We start from the raw sequence: 21,274 nt of genomic DNA, 5'->3' as shown, positions 1-21,274 counted from the left end.
AGGATTGAAGAGGTCTTGACCAATTGCCGGGCGAATGCGGAGCACGTTCACTTCGAATTCGGCTTGCGCACTCACCACATTCAGGGATGCCCCGCATCTGGCCTTCGTCTCTTACCTGTTTCTTGCGTGGAGGAACCGGTCTCGACCGAGGAGCGAGGACCGAGGGCCGAGGAGCGAGGTGAACTGCTGTCAGAAGGGGCGGTCGCCGGTGATGGCGACGCGTTCGGCGACGCGGCGGTGGGGGGCGTAGTCGTTCACGGCGTAGTGCTGGGTGGCGCGGTTGTCCCAGAAGGCGATGTCGCCGGGTTGCCAGCGGTAGCGCACCTGGTACTCCGGGACGTGGGCCTGCTGGAAGAGGAAGCGGAGCAGTCGGTCGCTGTCCTCGCGTTCCAGGCCCGTGATCCGGGTGGTGAAGGACGTGTTGACGAACAGCAGGCGCCGGCCCGTCTCCGGGTGCGTGCGGACCACCGGGTGCTCCACGGGCGGAAAGTCGTCCTGGAAGGGGGCGAGCCGCTCGGGGCCGTAGAAGCGGGCGAAGCCGGGGATGAAGTCGTGGACGGCGGTGGCACCGTCGACGCGGTCCTTCACCTCCTGGGGGAGGTTGTCGTATGCGGCGGCCATGTCCGCCCACAGGGTGTCCCCGCCGAACGGCGGCACCTCGCGCAGCTGGAGTACGGCGCCGAGCGCGGGCCGCTCGCGGAAGGTGACGTCGGCGTGCCAGACGTTCTCGAAGGTGGGGGTGGCCCCGGCGCCCTTGTCGAAGCGCACCACGTCCTCGGCGGCGCCGCGGGCGAGCAGCGGGTTGGTCTCCAACTCGCCCCAGTTGAGGGCGAATGCGCGCTGCTGCTCGGACGTGAGGTGCTGGGCGCGGAAGAAGAGCACCTTCCACTCCAGCAGGGCCCGGTTCAACTCCTCGCGCAGCGCGGGGTCGAGCGGGCGCGAGAGGTCCGCGCCCCGCACCTCGGCACCGATCGTGCGGCCCAGCGGCACGATTTCGACCCGTTCGTACGGCTGCTCCCGCCATCCCTCGGGCAGTCGGCGCAGCGTGCGGGGGCCCTCGTGGAGCCCGCCCTCCGGGACGCGTGCTGCGCGCAGCACCGGCGGCGGTCCGGCGTTGGTGACGGTGACCGTCATGGGTCTCTCCTCATTCGCCGTTCGCCCTTCGCCGCGAACAGAGGGAGTTCGGGGAGGCGACGCGGTGGGCTGCGTGGGTGCCGTGGGGTGCGGGCGGTGGAGTGGCGGCGGTGCCGTGGGGTGCGAACCGACCCGCTTCGACTCACCGGGGTGAGGGGCACTGCCTGGGCCGCGGCGCGCGGCTAGCGACCGGAGCGCTCACAGCCGGTCCGGTCCGGGACACACGAGATCGCCGTCGCGGTGTCGAACCAGTGGCCGGTCATGGCCCCGATTGTGCGAGTCCCCGTTTTGTCCTGTCAACGGGATGCCGCCCTGTGAGACGCCGCCCTCCGTGGCCGGCACCACCGCCGACGCCCCGCTCCACGCATCCGCACCCGCCGTCGGGGACGGCGGCACCGCCGGCGCGGACCCACACTTGCGGTGGAACTTAGGTAAGCCTTACCGTGTCCAGTCGCACCACTCAGGGCTCCGGACGTCACACCGGTCCGCCCGCGGCGAGCGCTTCACCGACGCAGCCTGGCCGTCCTCCCCCAATGCCCTGAGCGTCTGGGAGGCACCCCCAGCCGGAACCGCGCAGAGGACCCGCACGTGAATCGCTCCACCTTCGGCCTGTACGACCCTGCCCGCGAGCACAGCGCCTGCGGCGTCGGCTTCATCACCCGCCTCGACGGGACGCCGGGCCACGACGTGCTCCGCAAGGGCGACGAGGCGCTCCGTGCCATCCCGCACCGTGGCGGCACCTCCGCCGAGGGCGTCGGCGACGGCGCGGGCGTGAGCGTCGACCTGTCGGTGGAGTTCTTCGGCGCGCTCACCGGCGAGGAGCTGCGCGCCGGGCACTTCGGCGTCGCGAACTGCTTCGTGCCGACCGACGCCGGCGCCGACTCCGATGCCCATACCGACTCCGGCCGGCGCGAGGCCGCCGTGGATCTCGTCGGCCGGAGCATCGCCGCGCAGGGCTTCGAGGTGCTGCTCGTGCGGGACGTCCCCGTGGACCACGGCGTCGCCCGGCCCGCGGCCGAGCAGTACCAACTGCCCATCGTGCAGTGGGTGTTCCGGGCCCCGGAGGGGTGGGAGCGGCACGAGGTCGACTCGGCCGCCCACCGCGCCCTGCTCGCCGTCGAAGCCGTCGCCTACGCAGACGACAGGTACGCCGGGCTGTACCCGCTCTCGCTGAGCGCGCGGACGCAGGTGCTCAAGGGACGGCTCAACTCCGGTGAGATCGTGGGGTACTTCCGCGATCTGTGCGATCCGCGGCACTCCGTGCGGTCGCTGTACTTCCACACCCGGTTCTCCACTAACACCGAGCCGCACCCCACCATGGCCCAGCCGTTCCGCCTCATGGCGCACAACGGCGAACTGAACACCGACCGCAAGAACCGGCTCTCCGACGAGGCCCTCGCGCGCTCCCGCACCCGGAGCATCGTGCGTCCGCCGGGGCAGTCCGACTCCAGCCGGCTCGACCAGACCCTGCAGAGCCGGGTGTTCGACGACGGCCTCGACATCGTCGAGGCGGTCGTGTCGCTGATGCCGCCCGCCTGGGAGAACGACCGCACCCTGCCCGTCGCCGTCCGCGACATGCTGGAGTACTTCTCCCTCTACGAGGAGAAGAACGACGGTCCGGCGGCGGTGATCTTCAGCGACGGGGACGTCATCGGTGCCCGCCTCGACCGGCTCGGCCTGCGCCCGCTGCGTACCGTCGAGACCGCCGAGTACCTCATGGTGGCGTCCGAGGCCGGACAGGTCGCCTTCCCCGACGACGAGGTCGTGCACCGGGGCCGTATCGAGGCCGGCGGCATGCTCGTCGTGGACCACCGCACCGGACGCCGTATGCGCACCCGCGAGGTGCTCGACTCCCTCGCCGCGCGCCGCCCGTACAGCGAACTGCTGGGCGCGGCCCGGGTGAACCTCGACGACCTGCCCGCCCCCGACTACTACCGCGGCACGACGACGCTCGGATACGACGGCGACCTCTCGCTCGCCGGCCGGTACGTGGCGTACGCGCTGAACCAGGAGAGCTTCCGGTTCATGCTCGACCCGATGCTCACCCACGGGTCGGAGCGGATCTCGGCCATGGGGTACGGCAACGCCATCAACGCCCTCAGCGACACCGAGGGCGGCATGGCGAAGTACTTCTCGCAGCGCTTCGCCCAGGTGACGAACCCGCCGCTCGACAGCATCCGCGAGGCCGACGGCATGAGCATGCGGGTCGCCCTCGGCCCGAAGCCCGACGGCACCGGGAACACCGGCCCCCGGCAGCTCGTGGTGTCCTCGCCCGTGCTCGGGCACCTCGACATGGTCCGGCTGCGCGACCAGCGGATCGTGCCGCTGGAACGGTTCGCCATGCTCTACGAGCCGGTCGTCGGTGACGGCACCGCGAACGCCGACGCCCTGCGTACCGCGCTCGGGCAACTCTGCGACGACGTCGAGCGGTTCGCCACCGAGCGGGGCGGCATCGCGCTCCTCACCGACCGGGCGATCTCCTCGACCCACGCGCCGCTGCCGGTGATCCTCGCCGTCGCGGCGGTGAACCAGCGTCTCATCGAGACCGGGCTGCGGCTGCGTGTCTCGATCGTCGCGGAGAGCGGTCAGCTGCCCTCGTCGCACCATGTGGCGACCGCGCTCGGCTTCGGTGCCTCGGCGGTCTACAGCCTCAGCGCACGGCTGCGCGCCGAGGAACGGCACCCGAGCGCGCCCGCGCCCGCCGGTGAGATCACCGAGACCGACCGGGCGCTGGCCAAGTTCCGCAAGGCGGCCGAGAAGTCCCTCGCGAAGACCATGGGCCGCGTCGGACTGTGCACCGCCGAGAGCTACATCGGCGGCGCGTTCTTCGAACCGAACTACCTCGACACCCGCGACGACGTGTTCGCGCGGGCCTTCCCGCACATGGACGCCCCGGTCGGCGGCGTCGGGTTCGCCCGTATCGCGCAGGCCTCGACGGACTGGCACGAGCGGGCCCGTACGGTGGCGACCGAGCAACAGGTCCCGCTGCTCGGCCTGTTCAAGGAGCGGTCGGACGGCGCCGGGCACTCCTTCGGCGTCACGGCCGTACGCGGCTTCGGCGACATGGCCGAGGAGCGGCCGGAGTTCGGCCGACAGGGCGAGCGGGGCGGACCGGTCGGAGGGGACGTGCAGGGCGGGCCAGGCGGGCAGGGTGGCTCGGACGGGCTGCGGCTGCTCACGCTCGGCCAGCTCGACGACGCGTTCGGCATCACCGACGCCGCCTACCGCGACACCGGGTACGACGCGCTCAGCGACGCCGAGATCGACGCGTTCCGGATCACGCCCGGCTACCGCGCCTTCCTGCGGACCACCCACGAGGAACGGTCGCGGCGCCCCTCCGCGCTGCGTGACGTCCTCGCGCTGCCCGCGGACGTCACCGGGCTGCGCACCCCGCAGGACTTCGCCCGAGAGCTGGGCCGCTTCTCGACGAGCGGCAACGCGAGTGTCACCGTCCGCGGCGTCCTCGCCTGCGTCACGGACCGGTCGACCGTCCGGCTGCGCCTCACCTCCCCCGGACCCGACGCCGCCGGGCGGCACGCGGCCCTCGCCGACGGCCTCGCCCTCGCACACCCCGGCGAGGTCGAGACGCTCGGCGTGGATACCGAAAGCGTCGAAGTCGCCGCCACCGGCACCGCCGCCCGTCTCCTCGCGCTCCTCGACAGCGCCCCCGACAGCGTGCCGCTGGACGACGTGCAGCCCGCGCACGAGATCACCCGCTCGCTCGCCTCCGGCGCGATGAGCCACGGCGCGCTGGTGGCGACCGCGCACGAGGCCGTCGCGCACGGCACGAACATGGTCGGCGCGATGTCGAACAGCGGTGAGGGCGGCGAGCACCACACCCGGTACGGCACCATCCGCGGCTCCCGGATCAAGCAGTTCGCGTCGGGCCGGTTCGGTATCTGGGCGGGCTATCTCGCCGACCCGATGCTCCAGGAGCTGGAGATCAAGATCGGGCAGGGCGCGAAGCCGGGCGAGGGCGGCCAGTTGCCCGCGCCGAAGGTCACCGTGGACATCGCGGCGGCCCGCGGCGGCACCCCGGGCATCGAGCTCATCTCCCCTCCCCCGCACCACGACACGTACTCCATCGAGGACTTGGCCCAGCTCATCCACGACTGCAAGGCCGCGCGGGTACGGGTGGTCGTGAAGCTGGTGTCCTCGGAGGGCATCGGCACCATCGCGGTCGGTGTCGCCAAGGCCGGCGCGGACGTCATCAACGTCGCCGGGAACACCGGCGGTACGGGCGCGGCGGCCGTCACCAGCCTCAAGTACGCCGGGCGTTCGGCGGAGATCGGTGTCGCCGAGGTGCACCAGGCGCTCGTCGCGAACGGGCTCCGCCAGAAGGTCGTCCTGCGCTGTTCCGGCGCGCACCAGACCGGTGGCGACGTCGTCACCTCGGCGTTGCTCGGGGGCGACAGCTTCGAGTTCGGGACGACCGCGCTGATGATGCTCGGCTGTGTCATGGCGAAGAACTGCAACGTGAAGTGTCCCGCCGGGCTCACCACCAACTCCGAGGCGTTCGAGGGCGATCCGCGCGCGCTGGCGCAGTACCTGCTCAACATCGCGCACGACGTCCGGCAGATCCTCGCCCGCCTCGGTCTGCGCTCCCTGCGCGAGGCGCGGGGCCGCACGGACCTGCTGCAACTCCTCGACCACCCGGCGAGCGTGGGACGCCTCGACGTCCGCCGCCTGCTCGCGCGGGTGCCCGAGAAGGTGGTGGCGGACCCGGAGTACCTGGAGAAGGACTTCACCACCGACGACGCCCTCGTCGAGCGCGTCGAGGAAGCGCTCCTCGACCGCCGCGAGCCGTCCCTGCTGGTCGAGGGCATCCACCTCGGCAACAGCGACAAGTCGGTGGGCGGGCAGCTCTCCGTCGACGTCGAGTGGCTGCTCAACCACGGCGATCACCGACTCCTCGCCCACGCCCCCGCGGTCACCACCGACGACCGCGGCCGTCGGCGCCTCGTCGACGACGCCGTCCGCATCCGCACCACCGGCTCCGCCGGACAGTCGTACGGCGTCTTCTGCAACGACGGCATCACCCTCGAACACACCGGCACCGCCAACGACGGCGTGGGCAAGAGCCAGAGCGGCGGGCGGATCATCGTGCGCGCGCCCGGCGGCGGCAGCGCCGAACCCGGTGGCAACGTGCTCGTCGGGAACTTCGCGCTGTTCGGGGCGACCGGCGGCCGGACGTTCGTGCAGGGGGAGGCCGGTGACCGGTTCGCGGTGCGCAACTCCGGTGCGACCGCGGTCGTCGAGGGCCTCGGCGACTTCGGCTGCGAGTACATGACCGGCGGCACCGTCCTCAACCTCGGCGGCTTCGGCAAGGGCCTCGGCAACGGCATGAGCGGCGGGTTCCTCTACCAGTACGACCCGACCGGCGAGACGGCCGGGCGGGTGAGCGCCGACTCGCTGCTCGTGTTCCCGGTGACCGACACCGCGCACGGCTCCTTCCACGAGGCGGCCGTACGCCTGCTCCTCGCATGGCATGTGGAGGCCACCGGTTCACCGCTCGCGGCCCGGCTGCTGGAGGACTGGGAGAACGAGCGGCGGCACGTGTACTGCGGGATGCCGCGCGCCCTGCTGCTGTACCAGGACTCCACGGAGATCCTCGCCGCGGCGACCCGGGCCGAGCTGCTGGACGAGCTGGCGGCCTCGATCGCGACGGACAAGCTGCGCGCCTTCAAGGTCGACTACCGCGACCGCCGTACCGTGCTCGGCGGCCGTGCCCCGGCACTCGGCGACCAGGGCGGCGACGACATGTTCTCGCTGCTGTCGTCGTACACGGTGCTCGGCGTCGCGCAGGACCTCGCGCTCAAGCGGGTGCCCGGGGCGAGCGGCCCGGACGACCCGCGGATCGCCGAGGCCGTCCGCAACCTCGTGCTCACCGAGGACTTCTTCGTCAAGCAGCGCGTCGTGAAGTACCTGCGCGGCACGCTGGAGCGGTTCGACGACGACGAGTTGGCCACGCTCATCGCGATCAAGCGGCTCGACGACTACAAGCGCGCGCTGAGGCAGCGCAACAACCTCAGCGTGGACGCCCCCGGCACCTACGGCTGGATCGTCCACCAGACGACGAAGAACGCCGGCCGCGTGCGTGCCGCCCGGTTCGACGAACTGCTCGCGACGGCGGCGCTCGCCGACCTCGCCGACAGCGCCGCCCGCCGCATCCCGCAGGCCCCGACCGAGACGGTGACCGCGTGACCCTCATGCCCCCGACCGGGTCCCTCATCCCGGCCGACGCGCCGTTCTCCGCCGAGCAGGAGGCCTGGCTCGCCGGGTTCATCGCCGGTATCGCGGCCGCCGGACGCCGGGACACCGCGCCGGGGGACACGCCCGCGGCGACGATCGACGTCCTGTTCGGCACCCAGACCGGGAACGCCGAGTTCCTCGCCGCCGAACTCGTCGCCGGGGCCCGCGCCCGCGGCCTCGGCTCCACCGCCACCGCGCTGGACGACGTCACGCCCGAGCGGCTCGCCGCGATGTCCCATGTGCTCGTCGTCACCTCGACGTACGGCGAGGGCGAACTCCCGGACAACGCCGGGCTGTTCTGGGAGGCGCTCCAGTCCGACACGGCCCCGCGCCTCGAAGGTCTGCGGTACGCGGTCCTCGGGCTCGGCGACCGCGGCTACGACGACTTCTGCCAGGCGGCGAAGCTCATCGACACGCGGCTGGAACAGCTCGGGGCGGGCCGGCTGCACGAACGCGTCGACTGCGACATCGACTTCGAGGAGCCGGCGGCGGGGTGGACGGCGACGGTCCTGGAACGGCTCGTGGCCGAGACGGGCACGAGCGCGGATGCGAGCGCGGGCGCGGGTGTTGGGACTGGGGCTGGGGCCGGCGCGGGGGCTGGTACGGCCTCCCCGGCCCGCTCCCCCTGGAACAAGCGCACCCCCTACCCCTCCCGGCTCGCGGTGAACAGGCTGTTGTCCTCCCCGCGCAGCGCGAAGGAGATCCGCCACTACGAGTTCGACCTCGGCGACAGCGGCATCACCTACCGGGCCGGGGACGCGCTGGCCGTCGTACCGCTGAACGACGACTCCCTGGTCGGCGCGCTCCTGGAGCACCTGGGTGCGGGCGGCGACGAGGAGGCCGCCGAGCTGCTGCGCACCGGGCGCGAGATCCGTACCCCGTCGAAGGAGTTGGTGGCCGACCTCGTCGAACGGGCGCCGGCCGGCGAACTCGCGTCGGTCGTCGCGCACGGCGACCGGTCCGACCTCGACTCCTGGCTCTGGGGCCGGGACGTGCTGGACCTGCTCCGGGACGCCGGTTCCGCCGCCCCGGACCTGGCCGAACTCCTGCCGCTGCTCAGGCCGTTGCAGGCCCGCCAGTACTCGATCTCGTCGAGCCCGCTCGCCCACCCGGACCGCGTCCACCTCACCGTCGCGTCCGTCCGGTACGGCAGGTACGAGGGGGTCGCGTCGACCTACCTCGCGGACCGGGTGGGCGGCGAGGGCGCGACCGTGGGCATCTACCCCCAGCCCAACGCCTCCTTCGGCGTCCCGGCCGACGACGACGCCCCGATGGTCATGATCGGCCCCGGCACGGGCATCGCGCCGTTCCGCGGTTTCCTGCACGAGCGGGCCGCGCGGGGTGCGGCCGGGCGCAACTGGCTGTTCTTCGGCGACCGGCACCGCGAGACGGACTTCGTCTACGAGGACGAGCTGATCCTGCTGCGGGAGCGGGGCGTGCTCACCGAACTGGACCTGGCGTTCTCGCGCGACCAGGCCGAGAAGGTCTACGTGCAGACGCGGATGCGCGAGCGGTCGCGGGAGCTGTACGGCTGGCTGGAGGACGGGGCCCACGTCTACGTCTGCGGCGACGCCTCGCGCATGGCGAAGGATGTCGAGGCGGCACTGCTGGGCGTCGTCGCCGAGCAGCGCGGACGCGGGGACGACGACGCCGCGGAGTACCTGGCGGAGCTGCGCCGGGCGAAGCGCTACGTACGGGACGTGTACTGAGCATGACGGACCACCACGGCGCCCACCCGCACTGCGCGTTCGCGACGTGCTGCGGCCGGCGGGACAGCGGCGTGCGGCTGATCGACGCGCGGATGCCGGAACTCGCGCGCTGCCTGACGCTCTTCCAGTACGTCCAGGCCGTCACCGGAGGGCCGGTCGCCCGCATCGACCAGGCCGGGAGCTATACGGTCCCGAGCCTGCGCGGCGACGCGTTCGCCGTCCACCCGGGCTCGATCACGCTGCGCCTCGACGGCGACGGTGTCGCCTCGGCCGTCCTCGCGCGGGACGAGGGCGCCGTAGCCGTGCGGCTGCTCGACGCGGACGGCCGGACCGTGCACCAGGGGCGGCTGCTCTCCGAGGGGGACCGGCTGCTGGCGGGACTCGCGCCCACGGTGCACGCCGGGGCGCGGACCGCCGGTCCGTCCACGCCCCCCGCTGTACCGGCCTGGGAGAACGGCGACCAGCTCGCCCAGCTCGACGCGGTCCTCGTGGACGGCGGGGCGGCCCGGCGCGCGGCGTTCCACCGCTACCGCGGCGCGCACCGGCCGATCCCGGCCGACGTCGTGGCGTCGGTGTTCGACCACGTCTGCGCCGTCGGACTGCCCATCGGCGTCGCGGTGTTCGGCCCGGCCGCCCTGCAGGCGTGCGTCGGCCCCGTGCACGTCACCGACCGGACCGTCGGCGGGCGGGTGTTCGCGGCCCTCGCGGACAGCTCGGTCGAGATCGACCTCGCGGGCGTGCACGCCTGCCACCTGGTCCGCTCCACCGCCGCCCACGGCCCGACCTCGGCCATCGAACTCGACGACGAGGACGGGCGCTGCGTCGCGGTCATCACCCAGTTCGGGATCGTGGGGCAGGACGTGCACACGGCGTGGGAACACCTCGCGGCGTCGCTGCCGGATGCCTAGGCCTGTCGTGGGGCGTCGGTGAGACATGTCGGGCCCTTTCGGCGTGGTGGCGTCGTCGTCGGCCACGGCGGTGCGTCGGGTGTTCGTGTGGGTCGACCCGTCGCATGCCGGATGCGGCAGGACGGTTCACCGGCCTCCGCCCCCGGATGCACAGGCGGGATGAACTGCCACTGCCTGTTCCGGAGTTGGACGGTCGCACGAGGTGCCTCACTGTCCCCGGACCGCGTCGGCGGGGGCCGTCCGCAGGGCCCGTCGTGTGGGGAGTTCGATGGTGAGGAAGGCCGTGGCCGTGACCGTGAGGGCCAGGGCCGGCAGGAGCCAGGCCGGGCCCGCGGGCCAGGGGCGGCCCAGGAAGCCCTGGCCCAGAAGGGCGAGGGGGACGGCGGAGAGGAGGAGGGCCGTGACGAGGGCGGTGGCTGCGGTGACGGCGGCCTCGCGGCGCATCATGGCGCGGATCTGCCGGGGTGTGGTGCCGTTGAGGCGCAGGGCGCCCATCTCCACGCCGCGCTGGGCGGTGGCGGCGACGAGCTTGTTGGCGATGCTGAGCAGCAGGTAGACGAGCAGGACCACGATGACCGCCAGGTTGATCCACACCTCGGGCGGGGCGTCGTCCAGGGTGTCGACGGTGGGGTCCGTGTCCTGGACGCTCAGGCCGGGGCGGGACGCGGCCAGGTCCGTGAGGCCGCGCAGGGCCGTGTCCGTGCCGTCGGTGCGGACCAGGAGGGACTGGTCGAGGGTGGTCGTGGTGTGGCCGGCCGCGAGGTCCCGGGAGAGGGCGACCTCGCCGAAGCCGAGGCCTCGGGCGTACACGGCGACGACCTTGGCGATGACCGGTGTGCCGTCGCCGAGGACCAGGTTCACCCTGCTGCCCGGTTCGGCTCCGCGGGAGCGGGCGACTTCGCTGCTGACGGCGACGGTGGCGCCGGTGAGAGCGGTGAGGCTGCCGTCGCGTACGTCGAGGTCGAGGACGTCTGCCGCGTCCGGGGTGAGGATCATCGCGGAGCCGGACTCGGTCGTCGGCTCGCCGAACTGGTCGTAGGTCCACACGACGGTGGTGGTGCCGACGGGCGCCGCCGCCCGGACACCGGGACTCTCGCGTACGGCGGTGAGGGTGCCGTCCGGCAGGCCGCCCAGCCCCGGGGCGCTCAGGCGCTGTTGGGCGAGGGTGCCGGTGCGGGTGTCGGACGTGGTGGCGGCCAGCACCGTGGTCTGGGCGAAGGTGTAGGTCAGGACGAACATGACGGCCATCGCCAGGGTGCTGACGATCCCGGCGTTGCGCAGGGCGTAGGCACGGACGTTGGACATCGCCAGCCAGGTCGGGGCGGAGGAGCGGGAGCCGGTGAGCCGGGACGCGGTGGCTCCGACGCGCCGGACGAGGGCCGGGCCGGACAGGGCCAGGCCGATCGCGCCGACGATGCCCGCCATGGAGGTGCCGGTGGCGCCGATGATCGTGCGGGAGAAGAGCGGCAGGGTCGACATGGCCGTCGCGGCGACGATGAGGAGGAGTCCGGCGCGGGTTCGGGCCCTCGACGGGTCGCGGGGTTCGCTGCGGGACTCCGCGACCGCCTCGGTGGCCGGCATGCGGGAGGTGCGCCAGGCCGCGCCCCGGGCCGACAGCTGGACGGTCAGGAAGGTGAGGAGGATCGTCGCCGCGGCCGGCAACGGACTGTAGGTGAGGGGGAGTTCGGGCGGGATCACGGCCCGGTCCGCCAGCAGCCCGCGGAACTGTTCGGCCAGCAGATAGCCGAGGCCCACGCCGGGCACGAGCGCCACGGCCGCGATGACGGCGGCCTGGGCGGTGGCAAGTCGGCGGATCTGCCGGGGAGTCGCCCCGACGGCCCGCATCAGCGCCAGGTCGCGGCGCTGCCCGCCGATCGACACGGCCAGCGCGCCGGCCATCACGAACCCGGTGATCAGCAGGATGATCCCGGAGAGCGAACCGGCGAGCAGGATCAGCAGGGAGCGGGAGGCGCCCGCGCCGGGGGAGACCAGGTCGCCGCGGTCCGCGCCGGTGACCGTCAGCAGCCCGGTGCCCCGCAGTGTCGTCCGGACCTCGGCGGCGACCCGGTCCGTCGCGCCGGGTGCGGTGCGCAGGCCGATCAGGTCGACGGTTCCGGCGCGCGGCCCGCTGTCGCCGCTCGCGCGACCCGACAGTGCTGCGGCGGTCCGGTCCGCGAAGAGGATCCCGGCGCCCGGGGCGTCGACCACCGCGGAGACCCGGTAGCCGGTGGCGGGGCGGCCGACGGCGACGACCTCGACGGTGTCGCCCACCCGGACGCCCGCCGCGGCGGCGGTGGCGCCGTCCACGGCGATCTCGCCGGACCCGGTGGGCGCCTCGCCGTCGATCCGCCGTGGTGCCGACAGGACGGTGGAGGACCAGCCGTGGCCCGCCGACGCGGGATCCGCGCTCGGCACGACCGTGCCGCGGGCGTCGACCAGGGCGGCGGCGAAGCCGATGTCGCCGACCGTGGCCTCGACCCCGGACAGGCCGGACAGTTCGGCGACGAGGCGGGCGGGGACCGTACGGCGTTCGGGGAGCGCGAGCGGCAGACCGTCGCCCGGGTGGATCTCCTGGTCGGCGGCGACGACGACGTCCGCGCCGGCCAGCCGGCCGAGCGGGAGGTGGGAGCGCAGGCCGGACTCGGCCAGTACCCCGGTGCCGGTCATCAGGGCGGCACCGCCGAGGACCGCGCACGCCACGGCGATCAGCGCGGCGATCCGGTATCCGGCCATGTGTATCGCGAGACGGAACATGCCGCTCACACCTCTCCCAGGGCGACCAGCCGGCGGGCCAGTTCGGGGGCCTTCGGCGCGAGGAGGGACTCGACGACCCGGCCGTCGGCCATCACCAGGACCTCGTGGGCGCGGGCCGCGGCGGCCGGGTCGTGGGTGACCATCACCACCGTCTGACGCAGCTCGTCGACCAGGTCCCGCAGCAGGTCGAGGACCTCGTGGGCGCTGCGCAGATCCAGCGCGCCGGTCGGCTCGTCGGCGAACACGACGGCCGGTTTGGCCACCAACGCCCGGACGACGGCGGCCCGTTGCTGCTGGCCGCCGGAGAGCTCGGCCGGCCGGTGGGCGAGCCGGTCGTCGAGCCCGACCCGGTGCACCAGCGTCCGCATCCAGTCCCGGTCGGGGGTACGTCCCGCCAGCCGCAGCGGCAGCGTGATGTTGTCCTCGACGCTGAGCGAGGGGATCAGGTTGTACGCCTGGAACACGAACCCGACGCGTTCCTGGCGCAGTTCGGTCCGCCGGGTCTCGTTCAGCCCGCCGATCTCCCGGCCGTCGATGCGGATGCTCCCCGACGTCGGGGAGTCCAGCCCGGCGGCGCAGTGCATCAGCGTGCTCTTGCCGGACCCGGAGGGCCCCATCACGGCGAGGAACGTGCCGCGCTCCACGGTGAGGGACACCCCGTCGAGGGCGCGTACCCCGCCCGCGTACTCCTTGGTGACGTCCGCGAGGGCGATGGCGTTCATCGACGGCCCCGCAGAGCGCGCACGACGAGGGCGCCGCCGCAGAGCACGGTGACGGCACCGCAGGCCAGGTGCACCACGGTGTTCGCCCCGCCGTAGGAGGCCGCCATGTTGGTGACCGCGCTGAGCACGATCACGATCCAGAGAAGGGTGCGGGCCACGTCCCCCCGGGTGAGGCGGTCGGGCTCGACAGGCAGGTTCGTCATGGGGTCATCTCCCGTGTTCCGGTGCGGTGTTCGCGCTGTTCGCGCTGGCCGCGGTGTCGTCACCGACGCTATGGATCAGCACCCCTGTCGGCCGATCCCGCAGCCCGCCCGGCCCAGGTACAGCAGGCTGTACTTCCCGGCCCGGGAGCCATCCGCGAACCGCCGGTCGGCATAGGGTCGTTGGCGACTGAGGGAGGGTGGATGGCAACCCACCAGGACAGGGCGACCCGCCAGGACAGGGCGGCCGACCAGGGCATGGCGTCCCACCGGAACACCGCCGCCGGCGACGGGCGCGCGCGTCCCAAGGACATCGCCCGGAGCGCCCTGGGCGCCGCCGGCGCCGCGCTCGGACAGCTGACGTCCGGGCTCGGCACGGCCCTGCTCGCCCTGTTGGTGCTGCTCTGGACGGCCGTCACCGCCGTGACCTTCATCGGGGTGGGGCTGCTGATGGCGCCCGCCGTGCTGCGCGCGCTGCACGCCGTCGCCGGACGGGAGCGCCGGCGGCTCGCCCGCTGGGGCCCGGAGGTGATCGCCCCGGAGCCCCCGCCGACCCGGCTGCGGGCCGCCCTGGTCGACCCGACCACCCGGCGGGAACTGCGCTGGCTGGTCCGGCACGCGACCCTCGGATTGCTTCTCGGGGTGCTCGGTGTCCTGCTGCCGCTCTCCGCCGTGCGGGACAGCGCCTTTCCGCTGTACTGGTCGTTCATGCCCGCGAACACCACCGCCACGTCCCTGGGGATCGGCTCCGCGCGGTCCTGGCCCGACGCCCTCGCCGTGTGCCTGCTGGGCCTGAGCTGGATCATCATCATCGTCGGGCTCGGCCCCGGCATGGCCCGGCTGCAGGCGCGGCCCGGCCGGCACCTTCTCGCCGCCGGACCCGACGTCGATCTCTCGCTGCGCGTCGCGGAGCTGACGGCCACCCGGGCCGCCGCCCTCGACGCGCACGCCACCGAACTGCGCCGTATCGAGCGCTCGTTGCACGACGGCACGCAGAACCGCATCGTCAGCGTCACCGTGCTGCTCGGCGCGGCCCGCCGCATGGTGGCCCGCGACCCCGCCGGTGCCGACGAGCTCCTGGAGCGCGCCCAGTCCGCCGCCGAACAGGCCCTGGCGGAGCTGCGTACGGTCTCCCGGAGCATCCTGCCGCCGGTGCTCGACGACCGTGGGCTGGCCGGTGCGCTCTCGGGGCTGGCGGCGGAGTGCGGAGTGCCCTGCCGGATCGACGTCGACGTGCCCGCGCGCTGCGCCGCCTCCGTCGAGGCGACCGCCTACTTCGTGGTGGCCGAGGCGCTGACCAACATCGCCAAGCACAGCGGTGCCCGCAACGCCACGGTGACGGCCCGCGGTCGGGGCGGCCGGCTGCGGCTGCGCGTCGAGGACGACGGCCGGGGCGGCGCCGACGAGGACGGCGGTTCCGGACTCACCGGGATGCGCCGCCGCGTCGCGGCGCTCGACGGTAGCCTCACTCTCGCCAGCCCGCCCGGCGGCCCGACAACCCTTGAAGTGGACCTGCCCTGTGGATCGTGACGCCCGTGCCCTGCGGATCGTGATAGCCGAGGACGACCCGCTGCTGCGCGAGGGGCTCGCCCTGCTGCTGCGGGCCGAGGGCCTCGACGTGGTGGCCACCGCCGGTACCCCGGACGGGATCCTCGCCGCCATCGACGAACACCGGCCGGACGTCGCCATCCTCGACGTACGGATGCCGCCGACCCACACCGACGAGGGGATCGTCGCGGCCGTCGAGGCCCGGCGCCGACGGCCCGACCTGGCCGTCCTCGTACTGTCCGCGTACGTCGAGCAGAGCTTCGCCACCGAGCTGCTCGGCGGCGGTGTCACCGGCCTCGGCTATCTGCTCAAGGAACGCGTCGGGCGCGTGGAGGAGTTCCTCGACGCCCTGCACCGGGTGGCGGGCGGCGGCACCGCCATCGACCCCGAGGTCGTCGCCCAGCTGTTCACCCGCTCCCGCCAGGACCCCCGCCTGGAACGGCTCAGCCCCCGCGAACGCGACGTACTGGCCCTGATGGCCGAGGGGTTGGGCAACACGGCCGTCGCGGAACGGCTCGTCGTCACCGAGGGCGCCGTCCACAAACACATCCGCAGCATCTTCGCCAAGCTCGACCTGTCCCCCGCCGACCAGGTGGACCGCCGGGTCGCCGCGGTCCTGCGGTACCTGGAGGACGTCCGCCGGCTGGCGTGAGACGACGGTGGAGGTACAGCAGGCTGTACGACGGACCGGGCAGCTGGCGTGATCGTGGGTCCCGCGTCCTCTCCCTAGGTTGGTGATCGCACCGCTCGGCACCGGGCGGACGACACCAACGTGCAAGGGGACAGCAGCTCATGACGAAGCGTCACCTCACCACCACGGCCCTGGTCGCCACGCTGACCGCCCTCGGCCTCGGCCTCACGACCCCGGCCGTCGGCGCCCCGGACACCGGCCGCGGCACGACCACGGTCGGCCCTCAGGGCCGGCTCCAGGAGAGCGTGGACGCCATCCGGAGGACCGGCACCGTCGGTGTCGTCGCCCGGTCGACGGGCCCGGGCGGCAAGCGGTCGGCCACCGCAGGGGTGGCCGACACCACCACCGGCGAGGCGGTCCGCGCCGACCACCGGTTCCGGATCGCCAGCACCACCAAGACGTTCGTCGCCACGGTGCTGCTGCAACTGGTCGGCGAGGGCCGTGTGTCGCTGGACGACTCCGTGGAGCGCTGGCTGCCGGGCGTGGTGGCCGGCAACGGCAACGACGGAAACGCCATCACCGTACGGGAGTTGCTGAACCACACCAGCGGACTGTTCAACTACACCGGCGACTTCCCCGTGATCGCCAGCAAGGAGGGCTACCAGGCCGGGCGTTACACGACCTGGAGCGACGAGCAGCTGGTGGGCATCGCGATGCGGCACGCCCCGGACTTCGCGCCCGGCGCCAAGTGGGCGTACTCGAACACCAACTACGTCCTCGCCGGGATGATCATCGAGAAGGCCACGGGCCGGAGCTGGCAGCAGGAGGTGACCCGGCGCATCGTCCGGCCGCTGGGCCTGCGCGACACCACGGCCCCCGACGCCGATCCCCGCATCGCGGGCCCGCACCTGCGCGGCTACTCGGCCTTCGGCGAGTCCGCCCCGGCGATCGACGTCACCGAGTTCAACCCGACCGCGGCGGGCGCGGCCGGCGCCATGATCAGCACGACCGGTGACCTGAGCCGTTTCTTCTCGGCGCTGCTGGGCGGCCGGCTGCTGCACCGGGCCCAACTGGCCGAGATGAAGCAGACGGTACGGGCCGCCGACCTCGATCCGGTGTGGCCCGGCGCCCGTTACGGCCTCGGCCTGATGGAGATCCCGCTGACCTGTGGCGGGGTGTACTACAGCCACGCCGGTGACCTGGTCGGCTACACCACCCGGGACGGCGTCAGCGCGGACGGCCGCCGTGTCGTCGTCCTGGAGGCGACCGGCGACGGCGCTCCCGACCTCTCCACCGAGATGGCGCAGAACAACCTGATCGACAAGGAACTCTGCGCGCCCGGCAGGAAGTAGCCCCTCGGAACGTTCGAAAGATTCGATCGAAACATTCGGAGCAATGGGACTGGGGCATTTGATCGACCTCTCGACCGCTATCAAATGTCGACCCAATAAAGCCAGATGGGAGGCCCTAAACCCCTTCCGAATGTTTCGAAGAGCACACCGAAACTATTGACAGCTGACGTGTCCCGGCCAACACTGTCGCCGTTGACAGCCCTCACGAGACAGAGGAGGAGACAGATGAACCACGCACCCGCACCCGCACCCGCACCCCGGCTCAGGCTGCTCGTCAACGGCCTCTGCACCACCCTGTTGGTCGCCCTGGCCGCGCTCATGCTGCCCGGCACGGCACACGCCGACACCGTCGTCACCTCGAACCGGACCGGCACCGACAACGGCCACTACTACTCGTTCTGGACCGACGCCCCGGGCACGGTCTCCATGACCCTGGCCGCCGGCGGCAAATACAGCACCACCTGGCGGAACACCGGCAACTTCGTCGCCGGAAAGGGCTGGAGCACCGGCTCGCGCCGGAGCGTGACCTACTCGGGCAGCTTCAACCCCTCCGGCAACGCCTACCTGACGCTCTACGGCTGGTCGCAGAACCCGCTCGTCGAGTACTACGTCGTCGACAACTGGGGCACCTACCGGCCCACGGGCACGTACAAGGGCACGGTCACCAGCGACGGCGGCACCTACGACATCTACCAGACCACCCGGTACAACGCCCCCTCCATCGAGGGTATTAGGACGTTCAACCAGTACTGGAGCGTCCGGCAGTCGAAGCGGACCGGCGGCACCATCACCACCGGCAACCACTTCGACGCCTGGGCCAGGGCGGGGATGCCGCTGGGCTCCTTCAACTACATGATCCTCGCGACCGAGGGGTACCAGAGCAGCGGCAACTCCGCCATCACGGTGTCCTCATGACGAGTCTCGCGGCACGCTCCCTGTGCGTGGCGGCCGTCGTCGCGAGCACCCTCACCGCCGGCACGGCCGACGCCGCCCCGGCGCGGGCCGCCGCCTGCAACGGATACGTCGGGCTCACCTTCGACGACGGCCCGTCCGGCAACACGACGGCCCTGCTCAACTCCCTCACCCGCAACGGGCTGCGGGCCACGATGTTCAACCAGGGCCAGTACGCCGCCGCCAACCCGTCCCTGGTCCGCGCCCAGGTGAACGCCGGCATGTGGGTCGGCAACCACAGCTACACCCACCCGCATCTGACCCAGCTCGGCCAGACGCAGATCGACTCGGAGCTCTCCCGGACCCAGCAGGCCGTGGCCAACGCGGGCGGCGGCACTCCGGTGCTGTTCCGGCCGCCGTACGGCGAGACCAACGCGACGGTGAAGGCCGTCGCGGCCAAGTACGGGCTGACCCAGATCATCTGGGACGTCGACTCGCAGGACTGGAACGGCGCCAGTAGCGACGCCATCGTGCAGGCGGCCGGCCGGCTCACCAACGGGCAGGTCATCCTCATGCACGACTGGTCCGCCAACACGCTCGCCGCGGTACCGCGCATCGCACAGGGCCTGGCCGCCCGCGGTCTGTGCGCCGGCCGCATCTCCCCCCAGACCGGCCGCGCGGTGGCCGCCTGACCCCGTTCCCCACCCCCACCCCCGTCCCCCACCCCCGTCGACCACCGCACGAGAACGCACCCATGGCGTGGGGGGGCAGTACCTTCCCGGCCCCCCCCCTCCACAAAAACCACCAAAAGGCCCTGCTCTCTGCCCCCCCCCCCCCCCCCCCCCCCCCCCCACCACCTGCTGCCCGTCACCACTCCAGGGCGTCGGCCATGGTCGACTGCCAGTACGAGACGCCGATCGAGTCGTCGACGTGAACGCCCTTCGCGGGGAGCGCCGGGCGGGCCGCGCTCGTGGCACTCCTGTCGAAGTAGACCTCAAGGGACTTGGCGGTGTAGCCGCCTGAGCCACTGCCGTCCGCGGCCGAGAGCAGGACGCTGGCGTAGCCCGACTCACCGGGGGCCAGCGTGACCACGGCCTGCGGCTTGGAGTCCTCGAAGGCCGGCGGGACGGACTGGGCCTCGCCGAACCGGACGGCCGGGTAGGAGACCAGGTCGCAGTTCTTCGAGCCGGTGTTGGTGACGGTGAGGAGCAGGTGGTTCAGCGGACGGGAGACCACCGTGGCGGTCGTCCTGGTGGCGGTGGTCGAGCACTTGGAGAGGACGGCGGAGTCTGAACCGGCCCCGGACCCGGAGCCGTTCGCCCCCGCCGATCCCTTCGAGCCGGAGGACCCCGTCGAACCGGTCGATCCCGAGGCCCCAGAGGAGCCCTTCGAGGCCGAGCCCGCCGGCACCGTCTGCCCCGCCCCCTTCGACGTACCGCCGGTCGCTCCGGTCACACCCGTCGAAGGCGACGCGACCGCCGCGGGCGACGACGTGGACTCCGACGAAGCACCCTCGTCGCGGGTGCCCTCTCCGTTGTCGCACGCCGTCAGCGTCAGCGTGACGGCCGTGAGCGCGGCCGCGGCGAGGAGGCGGCCACGGAGGGTGCGGTGGATACGAGCGGACATGTGATCTCCCTGGTGCGGTACGGCAGTTGGTGCGGGCCGCTCGACCGGGTGCCGGGAGCGGCGTGCTTGGATGGCCTGAGCTTGTCCGCCGATCCGTCCCGGCCGCCACCACCGCCGGACGATACGGAACGCTGGAACGCTGGAACGGCTCTGACCTGGGGGAACGGCCTCCCCTTGGAACGCGGTCCCGGGACACGGGGAGAGGGAGGAACAGTGGCGGGGGACGAGTTCTCGGAGCTGCTCGGCCGGCTGAAGGAGCGGTCCGGGCTCAGCTACGGGGTGCTCGGGAAGCGGCTGCACACCAGTACGTCCACGCTTCACCGGTACATCAACGGGGACGCCGTACCGACGGACTACGCGCCCGTGGAGCGGTTCGCCCGGGTGTGCAGGGCGACGCCCGAGGAACTGGTGGAGCTGCACCGGCGATGGATCCTCGCGGACGCCCGGCGAGGGCGGAAAGCCGACCAGACCGCAGCCCCTGCCACCACCACAACCACAGTCCCTGCTCCTGCTCCCGCGCCTGCCCCTCTCCCCGACCCTGAGGAACGGCAGGCGCCGCGCCGGAGTCGGCGCACCGTCGTCCTCGCCGCCTCCGCCGTGGTCGCCGCTCTCGTGTCGGCGGCGCTGGTGGTGCATCTCGTGTCCGACGACGGCCGGGCCGACCAGGGCGGGAAGCAGCCCGTGGGGGCCGCCTCCAGGTCCGTCGCCACCAGCCCCGGCGCCTCCGGGTCGCCCGACGCGAAGGCCACCGGCGGCAGCCCCACTGCCTCGGCCTCGGCCTCCGCCTCCGCCACTCCCTCCGCGTCGCGGAGCGGTGCGGCCGGAGCGGTGCAGGGCGGCGGTGCCGAGGACGGGGCCACGGCGCCCGGCATCGCCGTCGACGCGTACAAGTGGGAAGACCCGTGCAGCCAGCACTACCTGGTCGACCAGGAGCCCGAGCAGGTGCCTCCGCCGCCGGTCGAGCAGGACGCGCGCGGGTGGGTCACCGCGCTCGGCGCGGTCGCCGCCGGGCAGCAGATGCTCGCACTGACCGTTCAGGGCACCGGGAAGGCGACCGTCGTCCTGGAGGAACTGCATGTGCGGGTGGTGGAGAAGAGCGCCCCGCTCGCCTGGAACGACTTCGAGATGGGCGTCGGGTGCGGTGGCGGCGTGGAGACGACGGCGTTCGGCGTGGACCTCGATGCCGGGCGGCCCGCGATCTCGCCGCGGACCGGGCAGCGGGACTTCCCGTACAAGGTGAGCGAGTCCGACCCCGAGGTCTTCTACGTCTTCGCCGACGCACGGGCGCACAACGTGAGTTGGTATCTGGAGCTGGACTGGACCAGCGGCGGCCGGCACGGCACCGAACGGATCGACGACCGGGGCAGGCCGTTCCGGACCAGCGCGAACGTGGGGCGGCCCGCGTACAACCACCCGCTCGGCACCTCCGAGTGGGCGCGGAACGAGTACGAGCCCGAGATTCCCGGCTGAGCCGAGGCCGTACGTGCGGCAGAGGCCTCGCCCGGGACGGCGTGGATGCCGCCTCGGGCGAGGCCGGGCAGAAGCCG

14 protein-coding genes are annotated in these 21,274 nt (G+C 72.8%); 9 read left to right on the top strand and 5 right to left on the bottom strand.

Annotated features, from left to right (window positions below; all coding sequences use genetic code 11):
* Nucleotides 1–189: 189 nt before the first annotated feature.
* Nucleotides 190–1,134, bottom strand: coding sequence for a TauD/TfdA dioxygenase family protein (locus tag ACZ5VD_RS14755; protein ID WP_468553490.1), 945 nt, complete (start codon nucleotides 1,132–1,134; stop codon nucleotides 190–192).
* Nucleotides 1,135–1,722: 588 nt separating this feature from the next.
* On the opposite strand from ACZ5VD_RS14755, the gene ACZ5VD_RS14750 reads away from it, so the two are divergent.
* Genes ACZ5VD_RS14750 through ACZ5VD_RS14740 form a run of 3 tightly spaced genes read left to right on the top strand, consistent with a single transcriptional unit; the run spans nucleotide 1,723 to nucleotide 10,003 of the window.
* The gene (locus ACZ5VD_RS14750; RefSeq protein WP_468682399.1) at nucleotides 1,723–7,338 is read left to right on the top strand and encodes a glutamate synthase-related protein; all 5,616 of its coding nucleotides are present in this window, start codon (nucleotides 1,723–1,725) and stop codon (nucleotides 7,336–7,338) included.
* A 5-nt stretch (nucleotides 7,339–7,343) separates the two neighbouring features.
* Nucleotides 7,344–9,095 (top strand): diflavin oxidoreductase, encoded by a 1,752-nt coding sequence (locus ACZ5VD_RS14745; RefSeq protein WP_468682499.1) that lies wholly within the window; start codon nucleotides 7,344–7,346, stop codon nucleotides 9,093–9,095.
* Nucleotides 9,096–9,097: 2 nt separating this feature from the next.
* The gene (locus ACZ5VD_RS14740; protein ID WP_468553488.1) at nucleotides 9,098–10,003 is read left to right on the top strand and encodes a hypothetical protein; all 906 of its coding nucleotides are present in this window, start codon (nucleotides 9,098–9,100) and stop codon (nucleotides 10,001–10,003) included.
* A gap of 207 nt (nucleotides 10,004–10,210) precedes the next feature.
* On the opposite strand, the gene ACZ5VD_RS14735 is transcribed toward ACZ5VD_RS14740, so the two are convergent.
* Genes ACZ5VD_RS14735 through ACZ5VD_RS14725 form a run of 3 tightly spaced genes read right to left on the bottom strand, consistent with a single transcriptional unit; the run spans nucleotide 10,211 to nucleotide 13,682 of the window.
* The gene (locus ACZ5VD_RS14735; protein WP_468682398.1) at nucleotides 10,211–12,757 is read right to left on the bottom strand and encodes an ABC transporter permease; all 2,547 of its coding nucleotides are present in this window, start codon (nucleotides 12,755–12,757) and stop codon (nucleotides 10,211–10,213) included.
* Nucleotides 12,758–12,762: 5 nt separating this feature from the next.
* Nucleotides 12,763–13,479 carry an ABC transporter ATP-binding protein gene (locus ACZ5VD_RS14730; protein ID WP_468682397.1) on the bottom strand — a complete coding sequence of 239 codons (717 nt, stop codon included), beginning with the start codon at nucleotides 13,477–13,479 and terminating at the stop codon, nucleotides 12,763–12,765.
* Entirely contained in the window at nucleotides 13,476–13,682 is a 207-nt protein-coding gene (locus ACZ5VD_RS14725) for a hypothetical protein (RefSeq protein ID WP_468682396.1), read from the bottom strand. Before ACZ5VD_RS14725 ends, ACZ5VD_RS14730 begins: the two co-directional genes overlap by 4 nt.
* Before the next feature lie 255 nt (nucleotides 13,683–13,937).
* On the opposite strand from ACZ5VD_RS14725, the gene ACZ5VD_RS14720 reads away from it, so the two are divergent.
* The 5 genes from ACZ5VD_RS14720 to ACZ5VD_RS14700 all read left to right on the top strand — a co-directional run bounded on the left by ACZ5VD_RS14720 (nucleotide 13,938) and on the right by ACZ5VD_RS14700 (nucleotide 18,793).
* A complete protein-coding gene (locus ACZ5VD_RS14720) occupies nucleotides 13,938–15,209 on the top strand; it encodes a sensor histidine kinase (RefSeq protein ID WP_468553557.1) in 1,272 nt (423 codons plus the stop codon).
* 10 nt (nucleotides 15,210–15,219) lie between these two features.
* Nucleotides 15,220–15,879 carry a response regulator transcription factor gene (locus tag ACZ5VD_RS14715; protein ID WP_468553556.1) on the top strand — a complete coding sequence of 220 codons (660 nt, stop codon included), beginning with the start codon at nucleotides 15,220–15,222 and terminating at the stop codon, nucleotides 15,877–15,879.
* A gap of 140 nt (nucleotides 15,880–16,019) precedes the next feature.
* Nucleotides 16,020–17,210 (top strand): serine hydrolase domain-containing protein, encoded by a 1,191-nt coding sequence (locus ACZ5VD_RS14710; RefSeq protein WP_468682395.1) that lies wholly within the window; start codon nucleotides 16,020–16,022, stop codon nucleotides 17,208–17,210.
* Between the two features lie 225 nt (nucleotides 17,211–17,435).
* Nucleotides 17,436–18,125, top strand: a complete 690-nt coding sequence (locus tag ACZ5VD_RS14705; protein ID WP_468553483.1) for a glycoside hydrolase family 11 protein — start codon at nucleotides 17,436–17,438, stop codon at nucleotides 18,123–18,125.
* Complete coding sequence (locus ACZ5VD_RS14700; RefSeq protein WP_468553482.1) at nucleotides 18,122–18,793, top strand: polysaccharide deacetylase family protein; 672 nt, start codon at nucleotides 18,122–18,124, stop codon at nucleotides 18,791–18,793. The genes ACZ5VD_RS14705 and ACZ5VD_RS14700 overlap by 4 nt, the downstream gene beginning before the upstream one ends.
* Nucleotides 18,794–18,968: 175 nt before the next feature.
* On the opposite strand, the gene ACZ5VD_RS14695 is transcribed toward ACZ5VD_RS14700, so the two are convergent.
* On the bottom strand, nucleotides 18,969–19,727 hold the full coding sequence (locus tag ACZ5VD_RS14695; protein WP_468554798.1) for a DUF4232 domain-containing protein: 759 nt from the start codon (nucleotides 19,725–19,727) through the stop codon (nucleotides 18,969–18,971).
* Nucleotides 19,728–19,940: 213 nt separating this feature from the next.
* Here ACZ5VD_RS14695 and ACZ5VD_RS14690 point away from each other — a divergent pair, with 213 nt between their 5' ends.
* Entirely contained in the window at nucleotides 19,941–21,197 is a 1,257-nt protein-coding gene (locus ACZ5VD_RS14690; protein WP_468682394.1) for a helix-turn-helix domain-containing protein, read from the top strand.
* The last annotated feature ends 77 nt before the right edge of the window (nucleotides 21,198–21,274 follow it).

Source organism: Streptomyces sp. NPDC032822, assembly GCF_055578825.1.
The sequence above is the reverse complement of the archived record's forward strand: the minus strand, read 5'-3'. Positions and strand labels throughout refer to the sequence as shown.